The organism is Amycolatopsis sp. NPDC033938 (assembly GCF_055575975.1).
In genome coordinates this window covers 27995-44932 of record NZ_JBVIRO010000011.1, presented here as the reverse complement: position 1 = coordinate 44932, position 16938 = coordinate 27995, and the positions used below count along the sequence as shown (strand labels likewise).

20 protein-coding genes are annotated in these 16938 nt (G+C 69.9%); 5 read left to right on the top strand and 15 right to left on the bottom strand.

The genetic code is table 11. The annotated features are described in order from the left end of the window. The first annotated feature begins 69 nt into the window (after nucleotides 1–69). Nucleotides 70–549, top strand: a complete 480-nt coding sequence (locus ACZ5ZX_RS25585) for an Lrp/AsnC family transcriptional regulator (RefSeq protein WP_465504509.1) — start codon at nucleotides 70–72, stop codon at nucleotides 547–549. Here ACZ5ZX_RS25585 and ACZ5ZX_RS25580 read toward each other — a convergent pair. From ACZ5ZX_RS25580 to ACZ5ZX_RS25570, 3 genes are read right to left on the bottom strand one after another with little or no spacing between them, the layout of a single operon-like run. After that, entirely contained in the window at nucleotides 527–1639 is a 1113-nt protein-coding gene (locus tag ACZ5ZX_RS25580) for an XdhC family protein (RefSeq protein ID WP_465504508.1), read from the bottom strand. The two genes, ACZ5ZX_RS25585 and ACZ5ZX_RS25580, sit on opposite strands and share 23 nt — an antisense overlap. Further along, nucleotides 1632–2735: a vWA domain-containing protein gene (locus ACZ5ZX_RS25575; protein ID WP_465504507.1), complete on the bottom strand. Its 1104-nt coding sequence runs from the start codon at nucleotides 2733–2735 to the stop codon at nucleotides 1632–1634. Before ACZ5ZX_RS25575 ends, ACZ5ZX_RS25580 begins: the two co-directional genes overlap by 8 nt. 18 nt (nucleotides 2736–2753) lie before the next feature. After that, the gene (locus ACZ5ZX_RS25570) at nucleotides 2754–3965 is read right to left on the bottom strand and encodes an FAD-dependent oxidoreductase (RefSeq protein WP_465504506.1); all 1212 of its coding nucleotides are present in this window, start codon (nucleotides 3963–3965) and stop codon (nucleotides 2754–2756) included. 101 nt (nucleotides 3966–4066) lie between these two features. Here ACZ5ZX_RS25570 and ACZ5ZX_RS25565 point away from each other — a divergent pair, with 101 nt between their 5' ends. After that, nucleotides 4067–5101: a nucleoside hydrolase gene (locus ACZ5ZX_RS25565; RefSeq protein WP_465504505.1), complete on the top strand. Its 1035-nt coding sequence runs from the start codon at nucleotides 4067–4069 to the stop codon at nucleotides 5099–5101. On the opposite strand, the gene ACZ5ZX_RS25560 is transcribed toward ACZ5ZX_RS25565, so the two are convergent. The 12 genes from ACZ5ZX_RS25560 to ACZ5ZX_RS25505 form a co-directional block, all read right to left on the bottom strand. Continuing rightward, on the bottom strand, nucleotides 5091–5666 hold the full coding sequence (locus ACZ5ZX_RS25560; RefSeq protein WP_465504504.1) for a TetR/AcrR family transcriptional regulator: 576 nt from the start codon (nucleotides 5664–5666) through the stop codon (nucleotides 5091–5093). The genes ACZ5ZX_RS25565 and ACZ5ZX_RS25560 overlap by 11 nt on opposite strands. A 71-nt stretch (nucleotides 5667–5737) precedes the next feature. Continuing rightward, nucleotides 5738–6610 (bottom strand): AAA family ATPase, encoded by an 873-nt coding sequence (locus tag ACZ5ZX_RS25555; RefSeq protein WP_465504503.1) that lies wholly within the window; start codon nucleotides 6608–6610, stop codon nucleotides 5738–5740. 31 nt (nucleotides 6611–6641) lie between these two features. Continuing rightward, nucleotides 6642–7211, bottom strand: coding sequence for a nucleotidyltransferase family protein (locus ACZ5ZX_RS25550; RefSeq protein WP_465504502.1), 570 nt, complete (start codon nucleotides 7209–7211; stop codon nucleotides 6642–6644). Next, a complete protein-coding gene (locus ACZ5ZX_RS25545; RefSeq protein ID WP_465504501.1) occupies nucleotides 7204–8010 on the bottom strand; it encodes an IclR family transcriptional regulator in 807 nt (268 codons plus the stop codon). Before ACZ5ZX_RS25545 ends, ACZ5ZX_RS25550 begins: the two co-directional genes overlap by 8 nt. Nucleotides 8011–8019: 9 nt before the next feature. Next, on the bottom strand, nucleotides 8020–8424 hold the full coding sequence (gene pcaC / locus ACZ5ZX_RS25540) for a 4-carboxymuconolactone decarboxylase (RefSeq protein ID WP_044855397.1): 405 nt from the start codon (nucleotides 8422–8424) through the stop codon (nucleotides 8020–8022). Further along, nucleotides 8421–9200 carry a 3-oxoadipate enol-lactonase gene (gene pcaD, locus ACZ5ZX_RS25535; RefSeq protein ID WP_465504500.1) on the bottom strand — a complete coding sequence of 260 codons (780 nt, stop codon included), beginning with the start codon at nucleotides 9198–9200 and terminating at the stop codon, nucleotides 8421–8423. The genes pcaC and pcaD overlap by 4 nt, the downstream gene beginning before the upstream one ends. Nucleotides 9201–9207: 7 nt before the next feature. Further along, nucleotides 9208–9756: a protocatechuate 3,4-dioxygenase subunit alpha gene (gene pcaG, locus ACZ5ZX_RS25530; protein WP_465504499.1), complete on the bottom strand. Its 549-nt coding sequence runs from the start codon at nucleotides 9754–9756 to the stop codon at nucleotides 9208–9210. Next, nucleotides 9756–10490: a protocatechuate 3,4-dioxygenase subunit beta gene (gene pcaH, locus ACZ5ZX_RS25525; protein ID WP_465504498.1), complete on the bottom strand. Its 735-nt coding sequence runs from the start codon at nucleotides 10488–10490 to the stop codon at nucleotides 9756–9758. Before pcaH ends, pcaG begins: the two co-directional genes overlap by 1 nt. Before the next feature lie 27 nt (nucleotides 10491–10517). After that, the gene (locus tag ACZ5ZX_RS25520; RefSeq protein ID WP_465504497.1) at nucleotides 10518–11696 is read right to left on the bottom strand and encodes a thiolase family protein; all 1179 of its coding nucleotides are present in this window, start codon (nucleotides 11694–11696) and stop codon (nucleotides 10518–10520) included. After that, nucleotides 11693–12487 (bottom strand): CoA-transferase subunit beta, encoded by a 795-nt coding sequence (locus ACZ5ZX_RS25515; protein WP_465504496.1) that lies wholly within the window; start codon nucleotides 12485–12487, stop codon nucleotides 11693–11695. Before ACZ5ZX_RS25515 ends, ACZ5ZX_RS25520 begins: the two co-directional genes overlap by 4 nt. After that, nucleotides 12484–13293: a CoA transferase subunit A gene (locus ACZ5ZX_RS25510; protein WP_465504495.1), complete on the bottom strand. Its 810-nt coding sequence runs from the start codon at nucleotides 13291–13293 to the stop codon at nucleotides 12484–12486. The genes ACZ5ZX_RS25515 and ACZ5ZX_RS25510 overlap by 4 nt, the downstream gene beginning before the upstream one ends. Before the next feature lie 54 nt (nucleotides 13294–13347). Next, entirely contained in the window at nucleotides 13348–14607 is a 1260-nt protein-coding gene (locus ACZ5ZX_RS25505) for an NADH:flavin oxidoreductase/NADH oxidase family protein (RefSeq protein ID WP_465504494.1), read from the bottom strand. Nucleotides 14608–14669: 62 nt separating this feature from the next. On the opposite strand from ACZ5ZX_RS25505, the gene ACZ5ZX_RS25500 reads away from it, so the two are divergent. The 3 genes from ACZ5ZX_RS25500 (at nucleotide 14670) to ACZ5ZX_RS25490 (ending at nucleotide 16934) form a co-directional block, all read left to right on the top strand. Continuing rightward, nucleotides 14670–15248 carry a TetR/AcrR family transcriptional regulator gene (locus ACZ5ZX_RS25500; protein ID WP_465504493.1) on the top strand — a complete coding sequence of 193 codons (579 nt, stop codon included), beginning with the start codon at nucleotides 14670–14672 and terminating at the stop codon, nucleotides 15246–15248. A 70-nt stretch (nucleotides 15249–15318) separates the two neighbouring features. Beyond that, nucleotides 15319–16236, top strand: coding sequence for an acetoacetate decarboxylase family protein (locus tag ACZ5ZX_RS25495; protein ID WP_465504492.1), 918 nt, complete (start codon nucleotides 15319–15321; stop codon nucleotides 16234–16236). Next, a complete protein-coding gene (locus ACZ5ZX_RS25490; RefSeq protein ID WP_465504491.1) occupies nucleotides 16233–16934 on the top strand; it encodes a type 1 glutamine amidotransferase domain-containing protein in 702 nt (233 codons plus the stop codon). Before ACZ5ZX_RS25495 ends, ACZ5ZX_RS25490 begins: the two co-directional genes overlap by 4 nt. The last annotated feature ends 4 nt before the right edge of the window (nucleotides 16935–16938 follow it).

The window sequence follows — 16938 nt, the reverse complement described above, 5'->3', positions numbered from 1 at the left end:
ACGTCGAAGTTAGGCGGGAAGCCGATCATCCCGATTGTAAATTTTCCCGCTCGCGTGCAAAAATCTTGCGTGCCTCTGGACGAGATCGACCACCTGCTGCTCGACCTCGTCCAGGTGGACGCGGCCCGCCCGCTGCACGAATTGGGTGACGCCGTCGGCCTCTCCCCGAGCGCGGTCCAGCGACGGCTGACCCGGTTACGCGCCGCGGGCGTGATCCGCGCGCAGGTCGCCGTGCTCGATCCGGAAGCGCTGGGCGCCGGGATGGCGTCGGTCATCCTGGTCGCGCTGACCGACGACGACGAGAAACACCACACCGCTTTCCGCGAGCGCATGCTGGCCGAACCCCGCGTCCAGCACTGCTACAGCATCGTCGGGCAGTGGGATTACGTCGTCGTCCTGCTCACCCCGGACCTCAAAGAGAGCCGCTACCTGTCCAGGGAACTGTTCGAGGAGCACGTCAAACGCTTCGAGACCTTGCCCGCCTTCGAAGTGGTCAAGTCGAGTCAGTCCGTCCCGGTGCCCGGCGTCAGCCGTGGATCCGGCCGGTGAGTTCGGCGAGCCTCGAACCCGAACCGCTCCACCGCAGCGCGATGATCTCCGCCGCGATCGACACGGCCGTCTCCTCCGGCGTCCGCGCGCCGAGGTCGAGGCCGATCGGCGAGGACAGCCGTTCGAGTTCCGCCTCCGTCAGCCCGGCCTCGCGCAGCCGCGCGAACCGGTCGTCGTGGGTCTTGCGCGAGCCCATCGCGCCGACGTAGCCGACGTCGAGGCGCAACGCGACCTCCAGCAGCGGCACGTCGAACTTCGGGTCGTGGGTGAGCACGGCGATCGCGGTCCGGCCGTCGATCCGGCCAGCTTCCACCTCGGCCGCGAGGTACCGGTGCGGCCAGTCGACGACGACCTCGTGCGCGTCGGGGAACCGGCTCTTCGTCGCGAACACCGGTCGCGCGTCGCAGACCGTGACCTGATAGCCCAGGTACGCGCCCATCTTCGCCATCGCGGCGGCGAAGTCGATCGCGCCGAAGACCAGCAGGCGCGCGGGCGGCTCGAAGGAGTTGACGAAGACCGTCATCCCCTCGCCGCGGCGCTGCCCGTCCGGGCCGTAGTGCAGGGTGCCGGTGCGGCCGGCGGCGAGCATGCCACGCGCGTCGTCCACGACGGCGTCGTCCATCCGCGACGAGCCGAGCGAACCGGCGACACGGTCCGGCCAGACGATCAGATGCTCCCCGACCAGTCCGGGACTTTCGTGCTCGACCACCGTCACCACGGCGACCGGCTGTCCACTGTGGACCGATTCGACGACGTCACCGAGTTCCGGCATCGAGTCGCGGTCGACGTGCTGGACGTAGATGTCGATGATCCCGCCGCAGGTCAGCCCGACGGCGAAGGCGTCGTCGTCGGTGACGCCGTAGCGCTGCAGCACGGGCGCGCGCTCGGCGACGACCTGCTGCGCGAGCTCGTAGACCGCTCCCTCGACGCAACCACCGGAAACGCTGCCGGTGACCGTGCCGTCCGGGGCGACGAGCATCGCCGCGCCGGGGCTCCGCGGCGCCGACGAGAACGTCGCCACCACCGTGCCGACCCCCACCGTCTCACCGGCGGCCCAGCGGCGGTGCAGTTCGTCCAGTACGTCACGCATCGGCGATCTCCACAAGCAGTCGTTCCAACGTGGCCAGGCTGTGCCCGGCCAGCAGCCGGTCAAGGTACGGGAGCGCGGCCACGATGCCGGACTGCACGGGAGCGTAACCCGCCCGCCCCGCATGGGGATTCACCCAGAATACGACGTGCGCGAGCCGGCGCAGCCTGGCGAGCTGCTCGCCGAGCAGTCCCGGGTCGCCCCGTTCCCAGCCGTCGGAGAACACGGTGACCACGGAACGCCTGGCCACACCGCGTTGCCCCCAGCGGTCGAGGAAGGCACGGAGGGTCTCGCCGAGCCTGGTCCCGCCCGCGAAATCGGGGACCGCGGCGGCCGCGGCGAGCATCGCGTGTTCGGGATCGCGCAGCCGCAGCTGGCGGGACACCCGGGTGAGCCGGGTACCGAGGGTGAACACCTCGACCCGGCCGGGGGCGCTCCGGGACACGACATGCGCGAACCGCAGCAGGGCGTCGGCGTACGGGCCCATCGAGCCGGAGACGTCGATCAGGAGGACGAGACGGCGCGGCTTCACGCCCTTCCGCCGGTACGCCAACCGCGCGGGCTCGCCGCCGCCTGCCAGCATCGCCCGGAGCGTGCGTGACGGATCGAGGGCGCCTCGCCGGGCGGCGCGGCGGCGCGGCGATGACCGCGGTGGGAGGGCGGGCCGCAGTTTCGCGAGCAGTTCCCGCAGGTGAGCGCGTTCGGCGACGGTCAACTCGGCGAGGTCTCGGTGTCGCAGGAGCTCGTCGTCGCTCGCCGCCACGCGGAGCCGATCGGGCTCCGCGCCGGACTCGCCTTGGCCCGGCGCCTGCACGAGCGTGGCGATCTTGGCCCGTTTCGGCACCGCTTCCCTGCCCCGGCGGCGCGGTCCGGCTTCCGTCTCGGTGAACCAGCCGTCGAAGGCGGCGTCGTAGCGTGGGAGGTCGTCGGGATCGGCGCACAGCGTCAGCCGTCCGGCCCAGTACAGCTGTTCGGGATCGGCGAGGTCGACCTCGCCGACGGCCGCGAGGTACGCCTGGACCCGGTGCGCGTCGCACGGCAGGCCCGCTTCGCGCAATGCCTCCGCGAAGCCGACGAAACCCGCCAAAGGATCGCTCACACTCCCATTGTGCGCGCGTCAGCGGCGGGCGAACACCGGGGTTTTCTCCCGCAGGGGGCCGATGCCACCGAGGAAGGCGGCGACACCGGTGAGCAGCGGGAATCGATCCGAGAGCCGGAGCGGGAACGGCACCGTGGCACCGGTCAGCGTCCCGTCGAGCGCGGGCTCGATGAGGATCTTGTGTTCCCCCAGTTGCTGCTTCTGGGCGAGGGAAACGGCCACGGACCGGCGGCGCTGCACCCGCGCGAGGTCACGCGCGGTCAGCGTGCCGCGTAACAGCGGTGCGGCGAGGATCCGCGCGGCCGCCACCGCGTCCTGTACCGCGATGTTGACGCCCATCCCGCCGACCGGCGACATCGCGTGCGCGGCGTCGCCGAGGCACAGCACCCGGCCGGAGTACCACCGCGGGAGCTTGGTCATCCGGACCTTCAGCAGTTTGACGTCGTCCCAGTCGCGGATCGCTTCGAGTTCGCCGTCTCCCCAGCCGAACAGGCCGCCGATCCGCTCACGGAACTTCTCGATCCCCTCGGCCCGCTGCGCCTCGTCCTCGCCCTTCCTGATCAGGTACGACGTCTGGTAGTAGTCGCCGCGATCCATGGTCACGCCGGCGAGCCCGTCCGCGAACCGGCCGAACACCTGGGCCTCCTTGCCGGTGTCGCGGAGTTTGGGCACCCGGACCCACCAGACGTCCATCGGCACCTCGTACTCCTCCGGAACGAGACCGGCCGCGGCGCGTACGAGGGAATCACGGCCGTCGCAGCCGACCACGAGCGACGCGGCCAGTTCCCGTTCGACGCCGTCGGAATCGCGGTAACGCACGCCGCCGCCCTCGCGCAGGCCCGTCACCTCCGCCCCCATGCGCAGGGTGAACGTCGGTTCCTCGGCGGCGGCTTCGGCGAGCAAGTTGAGGAAGTCCCATTGCGGGACCATCGCGATGTACTTGTGCGGCCCGGGAATCCGGCTGAAATCGGCGGCGACGATGGTCGTGTCGCCGATATGCATCCGCATCTTTTCCAGCCGTTTCGACGGGAGTTCCGCGAACCGCTCACCGAGGCCGAGTTCGTCGAGCAGCAGCAAGGTCGGGGGATGTACCGTGTCGCCGCGGAAATCGCGGAAGAAGTCCACGTGTTTTTCCAGGACCGTGACCTCGACCCCGGCCCGCGCCAAGAGCAGGCCGAGCACCATCCCCGCCGGACCGCCCCCCACCACACAACACTGTGTACGTTCCATAATGGAGTTGTAGCGCGCCAGGGCCGTCCATCGCCATGGATCCGGCACCGAAGAGGACCTTGGTCCTACTCGAAAACCGCGTTTCTCGCTACGGTGACGCCATGTTCCCGTCTCGTGCCGTGCTTTCCGCTCTGCTCGCCTGCGCCCTCGGCGTTGCCGCCGCCCCAGCCGCCTCGGCGACGCCGACGTCCTCCCCCGTCCCGGTCGTGTACGACGGCGATTCCGATTTCGCGGACATCGCGACGCTCGCGTATCTGTGCCAGGCGCACAAACAGCGCCGCATCGACCTGCGCGCGGTCACCGTCACCAACAACGGCGCCGGCACCCCCGGCCGCGCGCTGACCCATGTCCGGACGGCGCTCGGGAAATGCGGTCTCTCCGGCATTCCGGTCGCCGACGGCTCCGACACCGGCGTGAACCCGATGCCCGCCGATGGCCGCGCCTGGACCGAGAGCATCCTCAACGGCGCGCTCGGCGACGCGGGGGTCCCGGATCGTCCGTCACGGGTCCGCGCGTCGACGCTGCTCGCCGCGACGGTGCTCACGTCGGCGAAGCCGGTCGTCGTGATCGCGACCGGCCCCCTCACGAATGTCGCCAAGGCGCTCGACATTCCCGGGGTGGCACCGCGGATTTCACGGCTCGCGGTGATGGGCGGCGCCTTCGACGTCCCCGGCAACCTGTTCGGTCCCGGCGCGGAGAAGTTCGACGGCACCCAAGAGGTCAACATGTGGCTGGACCCCGCGTCGGCGGACAAGGTCTTCGCCCGGCTCCGCCGCGTCGACATCGTGCCGCTGGACGCCACGAACGACGTCCCGATCACACCGTCCTATGTGGAGCGACTGGGCCGGGAAGGCCGTACCGCGGAAGCGAAACTGGTGCACGCGATCGTCACGCAGCCCGATCTCACACCCTACGTCCAAGACGGGACGGCGTTCTGGTGGGACACCCTCGCCTCGTCCGAGTTGTTCGACGCGGTGAGCCCGGTGAAGCTGCGTCCGGCGAAGGTCGACGTGCGGCAGGACGGCGCCGCGGCGGGCCGCACTTACGTGACACCGAAGGGAACGCCGCAGAACGTCGGCTACGACGCTGATCCCGTGGCCTACGAGAACGGCTTCCTGAAGATGCTCAACGGCTGACGCGCAACCCCGCGATGAGAACGCCGACCAGTCGTCGCGCGTCGTAGCGGGGATCGCTGTCGGCGCCGATGCAGAGGTTCCCGATCCCGCGCATGACCTCGTACGCCTGGAGGTCCGCGCGGATCTCGCCCGCTTCGGCCGCCGCTTCGAGCAACCGGGTGCAGACGGGCAGAAGGGTGTCGAGGAAAGAGGAGTGCAGCGTCTCGAAGCCGGCGTTGTCGGACTGCAGCACCGCGGCGAGACCGTGTTTGGTGACCAGGAAATCGACGAAGAGGTCGATCCAGCGCCGCAACGCCTCGTACGGGGAATCGCTCCGCGCCAGCAGTTCCGGACCGGCTTCGGCGCAGGCGTCGATCTGGTGCCGGTAGACGGCGATGATGAGATCCGCCCTGGTCGGGAAGTGCCGGTAGATCGTGCCCATCCCGACGCCCGCTTTGGCCGCGATGTCGCGGACCGGCGCCTCGACGCCCGAAGTGACGAAGACGGCGGCGGCCGCGTCGAGCAGGGTCTTCTCGTTGCGCCGGGCGTCCGCCCGTTTCGACCTGCGACCCTCGCCGTTGCTCACCACGTCGCTCCTCGTCACCTCGCGGTTACCGGATCGGCGTTCCGCTTGGCCATGGTAACCCGCACGCCTGCTCAGGCGAGGAGTTTGTCCAGCTTGGCCCGGACCCGGTCGAGGTCCTCGCTGTACTTGAGGACCGAGCCGAGCGTCCGCGCGGTCACCGCGGCGTCCAGTTCGGATTTGCCCAGCGCGAGAAGGGCCTGAGCCCAGTCGATCGACTCCGCGACGCCGGGCGGCTTCAGCAGCTCCATCGCTCGGAGCCGGTGCACCGCCGTCGCGACCTGGGCGGCGAGATCCTCGCCAAGGCCGGGGATCTTGCGGCGCAGGATCTCGATTTCGCGGGCGAGGCCGGGGTGTTCGAGCCAGTGGTAGAGGCAGCGGCGCTTCAGCGCGTCGTGCACTTCCCGGGTCCGGTTGGAGGTGAGCACCACGAGCGGCGGATGCTCGGCCCGCACTTCGCCGAACTCGGGGATCGTCACAGCGTTCTCGTCGAGGAGTTGCAGCAGGAACGCTTCGAACTCGTCGTCCGCCCGGTCGATCTCGTCGACCAGCAACACGCACGGCGAGGTCTGCAACGCCTTCAGCAGCGGCCGGGAGAGCAGAAAACGCTCGGTGTAGAGGGATTGCTCGGCGGTCTCGACGTCGAGACCACCGTCGCCGGAGGCTTCGAGCGCGCGCAAATGCAGCAGCTGCCGGGGGAAGTCCCATTCGTACAGTGCCTGTGCCGCATCGATCCCCTCGTGGCATTGGAGCCGGATGAGGGGTATGTCGAGCGCTTCGGCCAGTCCCAGCGCGAGCGAGGTCTTGCCGGTGCCCGGTTCACCCTCGCAGAACAGCGGGCGGCCGAGCCGCAACGCGAGGAACCCGGCCGTGGCGATGCCGTCGTCGGCGAGGTAGCCGACCGCTTCGAGGGCTTCGGCCAGTTCCTCCGGCGATTCGACGGTCACGCCCCGATCGTAGGCCTCGCGAAGCCGGAGATCAGCCTGGAAGCTCCTCGCGGCGGTCCACGTCGTGGCCGGTGCCGAGGTCGCCGCATTCGACGAGCCGCAGATCCGGACGGCCCTTGAGCCAGTCGCGCGCACCCTTGTCCCCGGACGCACCCGCCACGATCTCCGGCCACCAGCGGCGGCCGAGCACGACGGGATGACCGGGGACGCCGTCAAAGGCCGCCCGGCCGACGGTCTCCGCGTCGGCCCCGGCCGCGACCCGGCGCACGACGTCGGCGCCGACACCGGGCAGATCCACGAGGTGCACGACGGCGGCTTCGGCGCCGGTCTGTTCCAGTGCCCTCAGGCCCGCACGCAGCGACGCACCCATCCCGGACTCCCAGCCGTCGGCCACGAGGGCCGCCTCCGGGTCGGGCAGGAGCGCACGGACTTCGGCGGCCGAGGCACCCAGCACTACCCGGACCGGCGTGCAGCCCGCGTCGGTGAGCACCCGCAGCGCCCGGACGACGAACGGCTCGCCGTCGAGGACGGCCAGCGCCTTCGGCCCGCCGAACCGGCGCCCGGCCCCCGCCGCGAGCAGCAGCCCGGCGATCTCAGCCATGTCCGGCCTTACTCGGCGGCGCCGAGGCAAGATCGGCTTCGATGGCCCGTGCCGCCTCGAGCAACGGCGGCAGCAGTTCGCGTTCGACCGACTCCCGTGTCGTGCGGCTGGCGTGCGTGGACAGGTTGACCGCGGCCACGACCCGGCCGCGCCGGTTCCGGATCGGCGCGGCGATCGAGCGGAGGCCTTCTTCGAGTTCCTGGTCGACCATCGCGTAACCCTGCCGGTACACCCGCTCCAGCTCGGCGAGCAGATCCTGTCGCCTGGTCAGCGTATGCGCGGTCAGTTTCTCGAGTTTGGCCGCGTCGAAGTAGCCGTGCAGGTCCTCGCCGTCGAGGCCGGCCAGCAGAACGTGCCCCATCGAGGTCGCGTGCGCCGGGAACCGGGTGCCGACGTTGATGCTGACGGTCATGATCCGCGAGACGGCCACGCGCGCGACGTAGACGATGTCCGGGCCTTCGAGCACCGAGACCGAACTGGACTCGTGCACCTCGGCGGACAACCGCTCCAGATGTGGCTGGGCGACCTCGGGCAGTGACAGACTCGACAGGTACGAGTAGCCCAGTTCGAGCACCCGCGCCGTGAGCGAGAAGTACTTGCCGTCCGTGCGCACGTACCCCAGGTCGACGAGGGTCAGCAGGAACCGGCGGGCGGCCGCCCTGGTCAGCCCGGTGGCACGGGCGACGTCGCTCAAGGTCAGCTCCGCCGCGTCCGCGTTGAACGCCTTGATCACCGCCAGTCCGCGCTCCAGCGACTGGACATGGTGCGCTCCGCGCTCGGTCACCTCGCCTTCGTCCATATGAGAACCCTATCCGCCACCCTCTTCCTGGGCGGCAGGCTCACCGAGTTCGGCCAGCACCCGCTGCGCGACGGCGAACGCGGCATTGGCGGCGGGGGCGCCCGCGTAGACGGCGGTGTGCAGCAGAACCTCGGAGATCTCCTGCGCGGTAAGTCCATTGTGGACGGCGGCCCGGACGTGCATGGCGAGTTCGTCGTGGGCGTGCAGCGCGGTGAGCGCGGCCAGGGTGACGCAACTGCGGGTCTTGCGGTCGAGTCCGTCACGCGACCAGACCGAACCCCACGCGCCACGGGTGATGTAGTCCTGGAACGGGCGGCTGAACTCGGTGGTGCGGGCCACCGCACGATCGACGTGCGCGTCTCCGAGGACTTCGCGGCGCACCCGCATCCCGGTCTCGTAGGCGTCGTCACTCATCGGACCTGCTCCAGATGGTCGAGGATCAGCGCGGTGAACCGCTCGGGCTTTTCGAAGTTCCCCAGGTGCGCGGCACCTTCGACGATCTCGAGCCGGGCGCCCGGGATACCGCCCGCGATCACCTCGGCGTGCTCGACCGGGGTGGCCGGATCCTCGGATCCGGCGATGACCAGGGTCCGCACCGGGATCTTGAGCAGGTCGCCGACGAGGTCCATCTCTTCGATGGCCCGGCAGGAGGCCGCGTATCCCTCGGCCGGGACCGCGGCGATCATCTCGCGCAGGTAGGCGGCCCTGTCGGGATGGGCGGCGGCGTAGCCCGCCGTCACCCAGCGGCCGGCCCCGGCTTCGGCGACCGCTCCGGTGCCGTGCTCCCGGACCGTCTTCGCCCGCTCCGCCCACATCTCCGGCGGCCCGAGTTTCGCGGACGTGCAGCACAGCACCAGGCTCTCGATCCGGTCCGGTGCGTTCACACCGAGCCACATCCCCGTCATCCCGCCAAGCGAAAGCCCGACGAAGTGGGCGCGTTCGGCGCCGTATTCGTCGAGCAGCGCCAGCACGTCACCACCGAGATCTTCGAGCGCGTACGGCCCCGGCGGCACCGGGGACGCGCCGTGCCCGCGGGTGTCGTAGCGGACCACCCGGAACCCTTTGTCCACCAGGGGTTTCACCTGCGGCTCCCACATGCGGTGGTCGCTTCCGAGCGATCCGCTGAACACCACGACGGGACCGTCCGCGGGCCCCTCCGCGACGCTGTGCACCTTCACCGGCTTGGACATCGAAAACCTAGACATCGAAGAACACCGTCTCCCCTTCGCCCTGCAACCGGACGTCGAACCGGTAGCCGTCGCCGGTCTTGGCGGCGATCAACGTGCTCCGGCGCGCCTCCGGGACCGAAGCCAGTACCGGATCCGCGGAGTTGTCGTCGTCCTCGAAGTAGATCCGGGTGACGACGCGGTGCAGCAGGCCGCGGGCCAGCACCGAGACGTCGATATGCGGAGCCTGGGTGCTGCCCGCCGGACCGGGTACTGCACCGGGTTTGATCGTCCGGATCTCGTAGTTGCCGCCCGGATCGGTCGGGCAGCGCCCGAAGCCCCGGAACCCGCTCGCGACCGCTCCCCGCGGGTCGTCGGGGTGATCGAACCGGCCGTCGGCGTCGGCCTGCCAGGTCTCGATCATCGCGTCCGGCACCGGTTCGCCCGCGCCGTCGAGGACCCGGCCGTGGATGCGGATCGCGGCCGGTTCGTCTGCGGGGACGACATCGGGCCCGTCCGGCCAGGGCAGGCCGAGGGAGAGATACGGGCCGACGGTCTGGGAAGGCGTCGTCTCCGGCATCAGTGCTCGTCCTCCTCGTCCTCGAAGACCGACGCCTCGCGGCCCCGGACGACGATGTCGAACTGGAAGGCCAGCGCCCATTCGGCCTCGGTGCGGTCGAGGTCGAACCGCGCGATCATCCGCTGCCGCGCCTTCTCGTCCGGGATGGAGTTGAAGATCGGGTCCTGCGAGAACAGCGGATCTTCCGGGAAGTACATCTGCGTGACCAGCCGCTGGGTGAACGCGCTGCCGAACACGGAGAAATGGATATGCGCCGGCCGCCAGGCGTTGTCGTGGTTCTTCCACGGATACGCGCCCGGCTTGATGGTGGTGAAGGTGTAGCGGCCTTCGCCGTCTGTCAGCGTCCGGCCCGCGCCGTCGAAGTTGGGGTCGATCGGCGACGGCCACCGGTCCCCGGTGTGCCGGTACCGGCCACCCGCGTTCGCCTGCCAGATCTCCACGAGCGAATCCCGGATCGGCCGCCCGTCGCCGTCGAGCAGCCGCCCGGTGACGATGATCCGCTGCCCCTGCGGCTCACCCGCGTGCCCCTTGGTGAGGTCGTTGTCGAACTCGCCGATCCGCCCCGGCCCCAAGGCCGGCCCGGTTACCTCGGTCAGCAGCTGCGGGAGCACGATCAGCGGCTCCTTCGGGTGCCGCAGCGCCGTCGACCGGTAACCGGCGTAGTCCAGCGGCGGATGCGTCCCCTCCGGATCGCGCCGGTAGCGCGGGAGCCTCAGTTCTGCGGGTGCGGACATGCTGTTCCCTCCAGCGCGGTCAGTGGATCACTGGGCTTCGAGGACGACGGCCAGCCCCTGGCCGACGCCGATGCAGATGGCGGCCAGCCCCCACCGGCCACCGGTGCGGCGCAGGTGATGGGCCAGGGTGCCGAGGATCCGGCCGCCGGAAGCGCCCAGCGGATGCCCGATCGCGATCGCGCCGCCGTTGACGTTGAGGATCTCCGGATCGAGCTTCGACCAGTCGCGCAGGCAGGCCAGCGACTGCGCGGCGAACGCCTCGTTCAGTTCCACGGCCGACAGGTCGTCCCAGCCGATCCCGGCGCGCTCCAGGGCGATCTCGGCCGCGCGCACCGGGCCGATGCCGAAGACGTCGGGATCGACGCCCGCCGCGCCCCGGCCGGCGATCCGGGCCAGTGGCGCCTTGCCGAGCCGCTTCCCGGCCGCCTCGTCACCGAGCAGCAACGCGGACGCGCCGTCGTTCAGCGGCGAGGCGTTCGCCGCCGTGACCGTCCCTTGTGGACGGAAGACGGGCTTGAGTTTCGCGAGTTTCTCCGGGCTGGAATCCGGCCGGATGCCTTCGTCACGGGTGAGTTCGACACCCTCGACGGGCACGACGTGATCGTCGTAGAAGCCCTCGTCCCAGGCGCGGGCGGCGTTGACATGGCTGCGGACGGCGAACGCGTCCTGTTCGTCGCGGCCGATGCCGTAGCGCTCGGCGAGCTGTTCGGTGGACTCGCCGAGGGAGACCGTCCACTGCTCGGGCATCTTCGGGTTGACCATGCGCCAGCCGAGTGCGGTGGAGTACAGCGTCTGGTTACCGGCGGGGAAGGCCTTTTCCGGCTTCTGCATGACCAGCGGCGAACGGCTCATCGACTCGACCCCGCCCGCGACCGCGAGCGACGCGTCACCGACCTGGACCGACCGGCTCGCCTGCATGACCGCGTCGAGCCCGGAACCGCACAGCCGGTTGACCGTGGCACCGGGAACGCTCGTCGGCCAGCCCGCCAGCAGCGCCGCCATCCGCGCGACGTTCCGGTTGTCCTCACCCGCGCCGTTGGCGTCGCCGAGCACCACCTCGTCCACGGAGGCCGGGTCGAGATCGTTGCGCTCGGCCAGCGCCCGCAGCACGGTGGCGGCGAGGTCGTCCGGGCGGACCCCGGACAGGGCACCGCCGTACTTGCCGAACGGGGTACGGATGGCGTCGAACAGGAAGACGTCGGTCATGCGCTCGCCCTTTTGAGGTCTCGGAGGATGCGGAGTTCTGCCTCGGTCGGCGCCGGGGTGGTTCCCAGGTCGGCCGCCACCTTCAGTTTCCACCCGGTGGCCTCGACGACCTGATCGACCTCGATCCCGGGATGCAGCTCGGTGAGCGTGAGCTCGGCGGTCTCGGGGTCGGGCCGCATCAGGCCGAGGTCGGTGACCACCAGCGTCGGCCCGGCGCCGGGGAGGCCGAGCCGCTCGCGGTCGCCCTTGCCGGTGCCGTGGCCGAACGACGTCACGAAGTCGACCTTCTCGACGAACGTGCGGGTGCTCTGCCGCAGCACCACGAACACCTCGCGGCAGGACGCGGCGATCTCCGGCGCGCCGCCCGCGCCGGGCAGGCGCACCTTCGGGTTGGCGTAGTTCGAGGTACTCGTTCCCGCCGAGAACCCATCAGCGGAGTCCAGGCCGATGACGGTGGTGTTGATGTTGCCGAACTTGTCCAGCTGGGCGGCGCCGAGGAAGCCGACGTCGATCCGGCCGGGCTGGAGCCAGTAGTTGAAGATCTCGGGAACGCTGACCACGGCGTCCGCGGTGTCGGCGAGTTCGCCGTCGCCGATGGACAACGGCAGCCGGGACGGTTTGGCGCCGAGACAGCCGGATTCGTAGATCAGCGTCAGGTTCGGCGCGTGCCCGCGCCGGGCGAGGTTCGCGGCCGTGCTCGGCAGGCCGATGCCCACGAAACAGGACATCCCGTCGCCGAGCGCGCGAGCGGCGGCGACACTCATCATCTCGTCGGAGGTGTACTCGGTCATGCCTTCACTCCCGTCAGCTCGTCGAGCCAGCGGGTGAAGCTTTCCCTGTCCCGCCCGATCGCGTCCCAAGCCTGGTAGGCGTCGTTGTCCCGTTCGTAGTACCCCGCCGCGTACGACGGCCTCGCGCCGCCGGGCACCTCGGCGACGGCGGTGACCGCCCACGACGGCAGCACGATCGCGCCAGGCCGGGGCTCCAGCTCGTCCACGACCTCCTCCACGGTGACCAGCGACCGCTTCGCCGCGAGCACCGCCTCCTTCTGCACGCCCGTGATACCCCAGATCTGGACGTTGCCGGACCGGTCGGCGCGCTGGGCGTGCACGATCGACACGTCCGGGTTGAGCGCGGGGACGGCGGCGAGTTGCTCGCCGGTGAACGGGCAGGTGATGGGCTTGATCGTGTCGGTCTGTGCGGGAAGATCGGTGCCGGTGTAGCCGCGCAGCACGGCGAACGGGAGGCCCGAGGCACCGGCGACGTACCGGTTCGCCATCCCCGCGTGGCTGTGTTCCTCTATTTCCAAGGGCACCGGCCAGTCGTGCTGGACCGCGTCACGAAAGCGGTGCAGCGAGCCGACTCCGGGGTTGCCACCCCACGAGAAGATCAGCTTGCTCGCGCAGCCGGCGCCGATGAGCTGGTCGTAGACGATGTCCGGGGTCATGCGGACGAGCGTCAGCCCGGTGCGGCGCTGCCGGATGATCTCGTGACCGGCGGCCACGGGAATGAGGTGCGTGAAGCCCTCGAGCGCGACGGTGTCCCCGTCGTGCACCAGCCGTGCCACGGCCTCCTTCAACGACAGCAGCTCCGCCATCCCCACTCCCGGATTGTTCGGATCGCGCACACATGTTCTTCATATGAACATAGCTCAGCCGACGCGGTCGCGCAACCAGGCGCGATAGCGACGAAGGGCCCGTCCCTGCAGCACCGTTTCCACGACGAGCGCCAGTTTCGGATCGGCACCCGGCCTGGTCCGCCGTCCCGCGCCGAGGCGGCGCAGCTGCCGCCGGACGCGGGCCATGCTCGCGGCGGACGCGACGGCCTTGTCGCCGATCCGGACCGGCTCGAGCTCCACCTTGGCGTCCGCGTCGTGCCGCCATTTGAGGGGCAGCCCGGGGTCGACCGCCAGCGCGGTGCCCATGCCGACGAGTTCGACGCCGCTCGCCAGTACCTCCTCCGCGACCGGACGGCGGACCACGCCGCCGGTCAGCATCAGCGGCAGCGCACTGGTCCGCACGAGCTGTTCGGCGAGGTTCAGGAAGTAGGCCTCGCGCGCACGGGTGCGGTCGTCGCCGGACTGCCCTGTCATCGCCGGGCTCTCGTAGCTGCCACCCGACAGTTCGACCAGGTCGACACCGAGCGGCGCGAGCATCTCGATGACCGAGGCGGCGTCGTCGGCGTCGAAGCCGCCGCGCTGGAAGTCGGCGGAGTTGAGCTTGACGGCGACGGCGAATCCGGGCGACACGACGGCGCGGACCGCGCGCACGACGTCGAGCAGCAGCCTGGCCCGGTTCTCCAGACTTCCTCCCCATTGGTCTTCACGGCGATTGGCCAGCGGGGAAAGGAACTGTGAAAGCAGGTAGCCGTGCGCCGCGTGGATCTCGACGCCGTCGAATCCGGCCTCTTCGGCGCGGCGGGAGGTCTCGGCGAACCGCGCGACGGTCTCCTCGATCTGCCGCGCGGACATCTCGACCGGCTCGGCGAACCGCTTGCTGTTCTTGCCGACGTCGACGCGGACGGCCGACGGCCCCCAGGCGACGCCGGGCATGTCCGCCCGGACCTGACGCCCGGGGTGGTTGATCTGCATCCACACCCGCGCACCGCCACTCTTCGCGGCCGACGCCCACTGCCGGAACGGTTCCAGCGGGGACTCCGTGTCGAGGACGACGCCGGCCGGGCCGGTGAGCGCCTCCGCGTGGACCATGACGTTGCCGGTGATGATCAGCCCGGCGCCACCCTCGCTCCACCGGCGATACAGCTCGAACAAGGGCTTGCCGGGCACCTGCCCGCGGCTCGCCATGTTCTCCTCCATCGCGGCCTTCACCAACCGGTTCGGCACCACCGAGCCATTGGGAAGCGTGAAGGGTTCGAACACCGGCGACGAGGTTTTCCGGACTGCGGATGACATGACTGCTCCCGAACGCGGTATGTTTACATTGCTCACATGAGCATAGGAAGGGAATGTAAGCAGTGTCAACATCGACGAAGAGTGGCTACCATCACGGCGACCTGAGAGCGTCATTGCTGGCCACCGCGATGCGCATGCTCGAAGCAGGCGAGCAGTTCTCCCTGCGCGCCGTCGCCCGGGAGGCGGGAGTCTCGGCGACCGCGCCATACCGGCACTTCGCCGACAGGGACGCCCTGGAGTCGGCCCTGGCCGCGCAAGGGTTGCGCGACCTCAAGGCGGACCTCACCAAGGGACGCGAACTTCCGGCGTCCGCGGCGGACCTGGCCGAGCTCGCGGTCGCCTACGTCGGGTTCGCCCTGCGCCGCCCGGCACTGTTCCGCCTGATGTTCGGAAACGCCTGCGACACGGGCAGCGAGGAACGCGTCCAGGCGGCGACGGAGATCCACGACCTCCTGCGCCTGGCGATGACCCGAGTGTTCTCCGAGGACGCCTCGGACGCGCTCGCCTCGGCGGGCTGGGCACTGGCCCACGGGCTGGCATACCTGTTCCTGGACGGCAAGCTCCCGGCGGCGTCGGACGAAGAAGTGGCCGATCACGTCCGCGCCGCGTTCTCCGCGATCCTGGCGGCACGACCGGGTTAACCGGTGTTGACAGTGCTCACATCAAGTCTTACGCTCGTCGATGTAAGCACCGTAAACATTTGGAGTTCCGATGGCTCAGGACACGGTCACCGTCGAACTGGGCGGACGCTCGGTCGACGTCCCGAAAGGCGGTCTGTACGACCGCTACCGCATGGACACCGACCTCGACACCGTCGCCGCCGACCCGCGCGTGAGCGGCGTCGACTTCTTCCGCCGCCTTCCCAAGGTGCGGGTCGACTCGCCGATCGGTCCCACGCTGACCCCCAACTTCTACTACCGGATCGCGACGGCCCGGCTGACCTTCCCCGCGCCCTCCCGGGCGATCCGGCGCCGTCTTCCCGGCGAGCTGTCGCCGTTGGAGATCGCGCCCGGCCTCGGCCTGGTGTCGGTGATGCTGTTCCGGTACGACGTCTGCGACATCGACTTCTACACCGAGGCCGCCGTCGGCATCGCCGTCCGGCCCGCCCGGCACGGACGGCTCGGGTTCTTCGACCTCGTGACCGGACTCAAGAACGAGCACCTCCACTCGTACGTGCTGTCCCTGCCGGTCAGCAGCGACATCGCCCAGGTCCGCGGCCACGACGGCTACGGGTTCCCGAAGTGGGTGACGAGCCTCGACGTCGACATCGACGCCGAGCGCACCGAAGCACGCGTGACGAACGACCGCGGCGAGACCGACCTCGCCCTTTCGGCGGCGACACCCCGCCAGACCGCGCACAGGACCGGCGAGCAGGTCGCGAGCCTCACGTCGTACACCACCATCGGAGACGCCTGGCACTCGACGCTCAGCCAGACCAACGTCCTCTCGGCCGGAAGCGCGACCTTCCCCCGCGGCGTCGAACTCCGGCTCGGCGAAGGCCGTCTCTCCGACGACGTCCGCTCGCTCGATCCCCTCAAACCGATCCGCTTCGACGTGATGACCGAGGGGCAGCTCGCACTCCACCTGCCCGTCCCCACCTCCGTCCGGAACCTGGAGGCCCGCAAATGACCAAGCGCGTCCTGAACGTCGTCACCAACGTCGGTCACTACGACGATCCGTCCCACCCCACGGGTTTGTGGCTTTCCGAGCTCACCCACGCCTACGACGTCTTCGCAGAGCGGGGCTTCGAGCAGACGATCGTCAGCCCCCAGGGCGGACGATCGCCGCTCGAACCCCGATCGCTGAAGTTCCCCGCCTACGACAAGACCGCCAAGGCCTGGCGGGCCGATCCGGAACGGATGGCGCTGCTGGAGAACACCGCGGCCCCCGACGAGATCGACTCGGCGGACTTCGACGCGATCTACTTCACCGGTGGCCACGCGGTCATGTACGACTTCCCCGACAGCGAAGGGCTCCAGCGGATCACGCGCGAGATCTTCGAACGCGGCGGCGTCGTCTCCTCGGTCTGCCACGGCTACTGCGGCCTGCTGAACACGAAGTTGTCCGACGGCTCGTATCTCGTGGCAGGACGCAAGGTCACCGGATTCGCCTGGCGGGAGGAAGTCTTGGCGCGGGTGGACGAACTCGTGCCCTACAACGCCGAAGAAGAGATGAAGAAGCGCGGCGCGCTCTACGAAAAGGCGAAGCTGCCCTTCGTCTCCTACGCCGTGGTCGACGGCAACCTCGTCACCGGTCAGAACCCGGGATCCGCGAAGGAGACGGCGAAGAAGGTCGCCGACCTTCTTCGCCGTCCCGGAAAGGACTGACGGC

What these genes read in the sequence shown, in the direction of transcription:
- ACZ5ZX_RS25580 (WP_465504508.1), bottom strand. Translation starts at nt 1,639, where the DNA reads ATGCGTGACGTACTGGACGAACTGCACCGCCGCTGGGCCGCCGGTGAG.
- ACZ5ZX_RS25570 (WP_465504506.1), bottom strand. Translation starts at nt 3,965, where the DNA reads ATGGAACGTACACAGTGTTGTGTGGTGGGGGGCGGTCCGGCGGGGATG.
- ACZ5ZX_RS25565 (WP_465504505.1), top strand. Translation starts at nt 4,067, where the DNA reads ATGTTCCCGTCTCGTGCCGTGCTTTCCGCTCTGCTCGCCTGCGCCCTC.
- ACZ5ZX_RS25550 (WP_465504502.1), bottom strand. Translation starts at nt 7,211, where the DNA reads ATGGCTGAGATCGCCGGGCTGCTGCTCGCGGCGGGGGCCGGGCGCCGG.
- ACZ5ZX_RS25545 (WP_465504501.1), bottom strand. Translation starts at nt 8,010, where the DNA reads ATGGACGAAGGCGAGGTGACCGAGCGCGGAGCGCACCATGTCCAGTCG.
- pcaC (WP_044855397.1), bottom strand. Translation starts at nt 8,424, where the DNA reads ATGAGTGACGACGCCTACGAGACCGGGATGCGGGTGCGCCGCGAAGTC.
- pcaD (WP_465504500.1), bottom strand. Translation starts at nt 9,200, where the DNA reads ATGTCCAAGCCGGTGAAGGTGCACAGCGTCGCGGAGGGGCCCGCGGAC.
- pcaG (WP_465504499.1), bottom strand. Translation starts at nt 9,756, where the DNA reads ATGCCGGAGACGACGCCTTCCCAGACCGTCGGCCCGTATCTCTCCCTC.
- pcaH (WP_465504498.1), bottom strand. Translation starts at nt 10,490, where the DNA reads ATGTCCGCACCCGCAGAACTGAGGCTCCCGCGCTACCGGCGCGATCCG.
- ACZ5ZX_RS25520 (WP_465504497.1), bottom strand. Translation starts at nt 11,696, where the DNA reads ATGACCGACGTCTTCCTGTTCGACGCCATCCGTACCCCGTTCGGCAAG.
- ACZ5ZX_RS25515 (WP_465504496.1), bottom strand. Translation starts at nt 12,487, where the DNA reads ATGACCGAGTACACCTCCGACGAGATGATGAGTGTCGCCGCCGCTCGC.
- ACZ5ZX_RS25510 (WP_465504495.1), bottom strand. Translation starts at nt 13,293, where the DNA reads ATGGCGGAGCTGCTGTCGTTGAAGGAGGCCGTGGCACGGCTGGTGCAC.
- ACZ5ZX_RS25505 (WP_465504494.1), bottom strand. Translation starts at nt 14,607, where the DNA reads ATGTCATCCGCAGTCCGGAAAACCTCGTCGCCGGTGTTCGAACCCTTC.
- ACZ5ZX_RS25495 (WP_465504492.1), top strand. Translation starts at nt 15,319, where the DNA reads ATGGCTCAGGACACGGTCACCGTCGAACTGGGCGGACGCTCGGTCGAC.
- ACZ5ZX_RS25490 (WP_465504491.1), top strand. Translation starts at nt 16,233, where the DNA reads ATGACCAAGCGCGTCCTGAACGTCGTCACCAACGTCGGTCACTACGAC.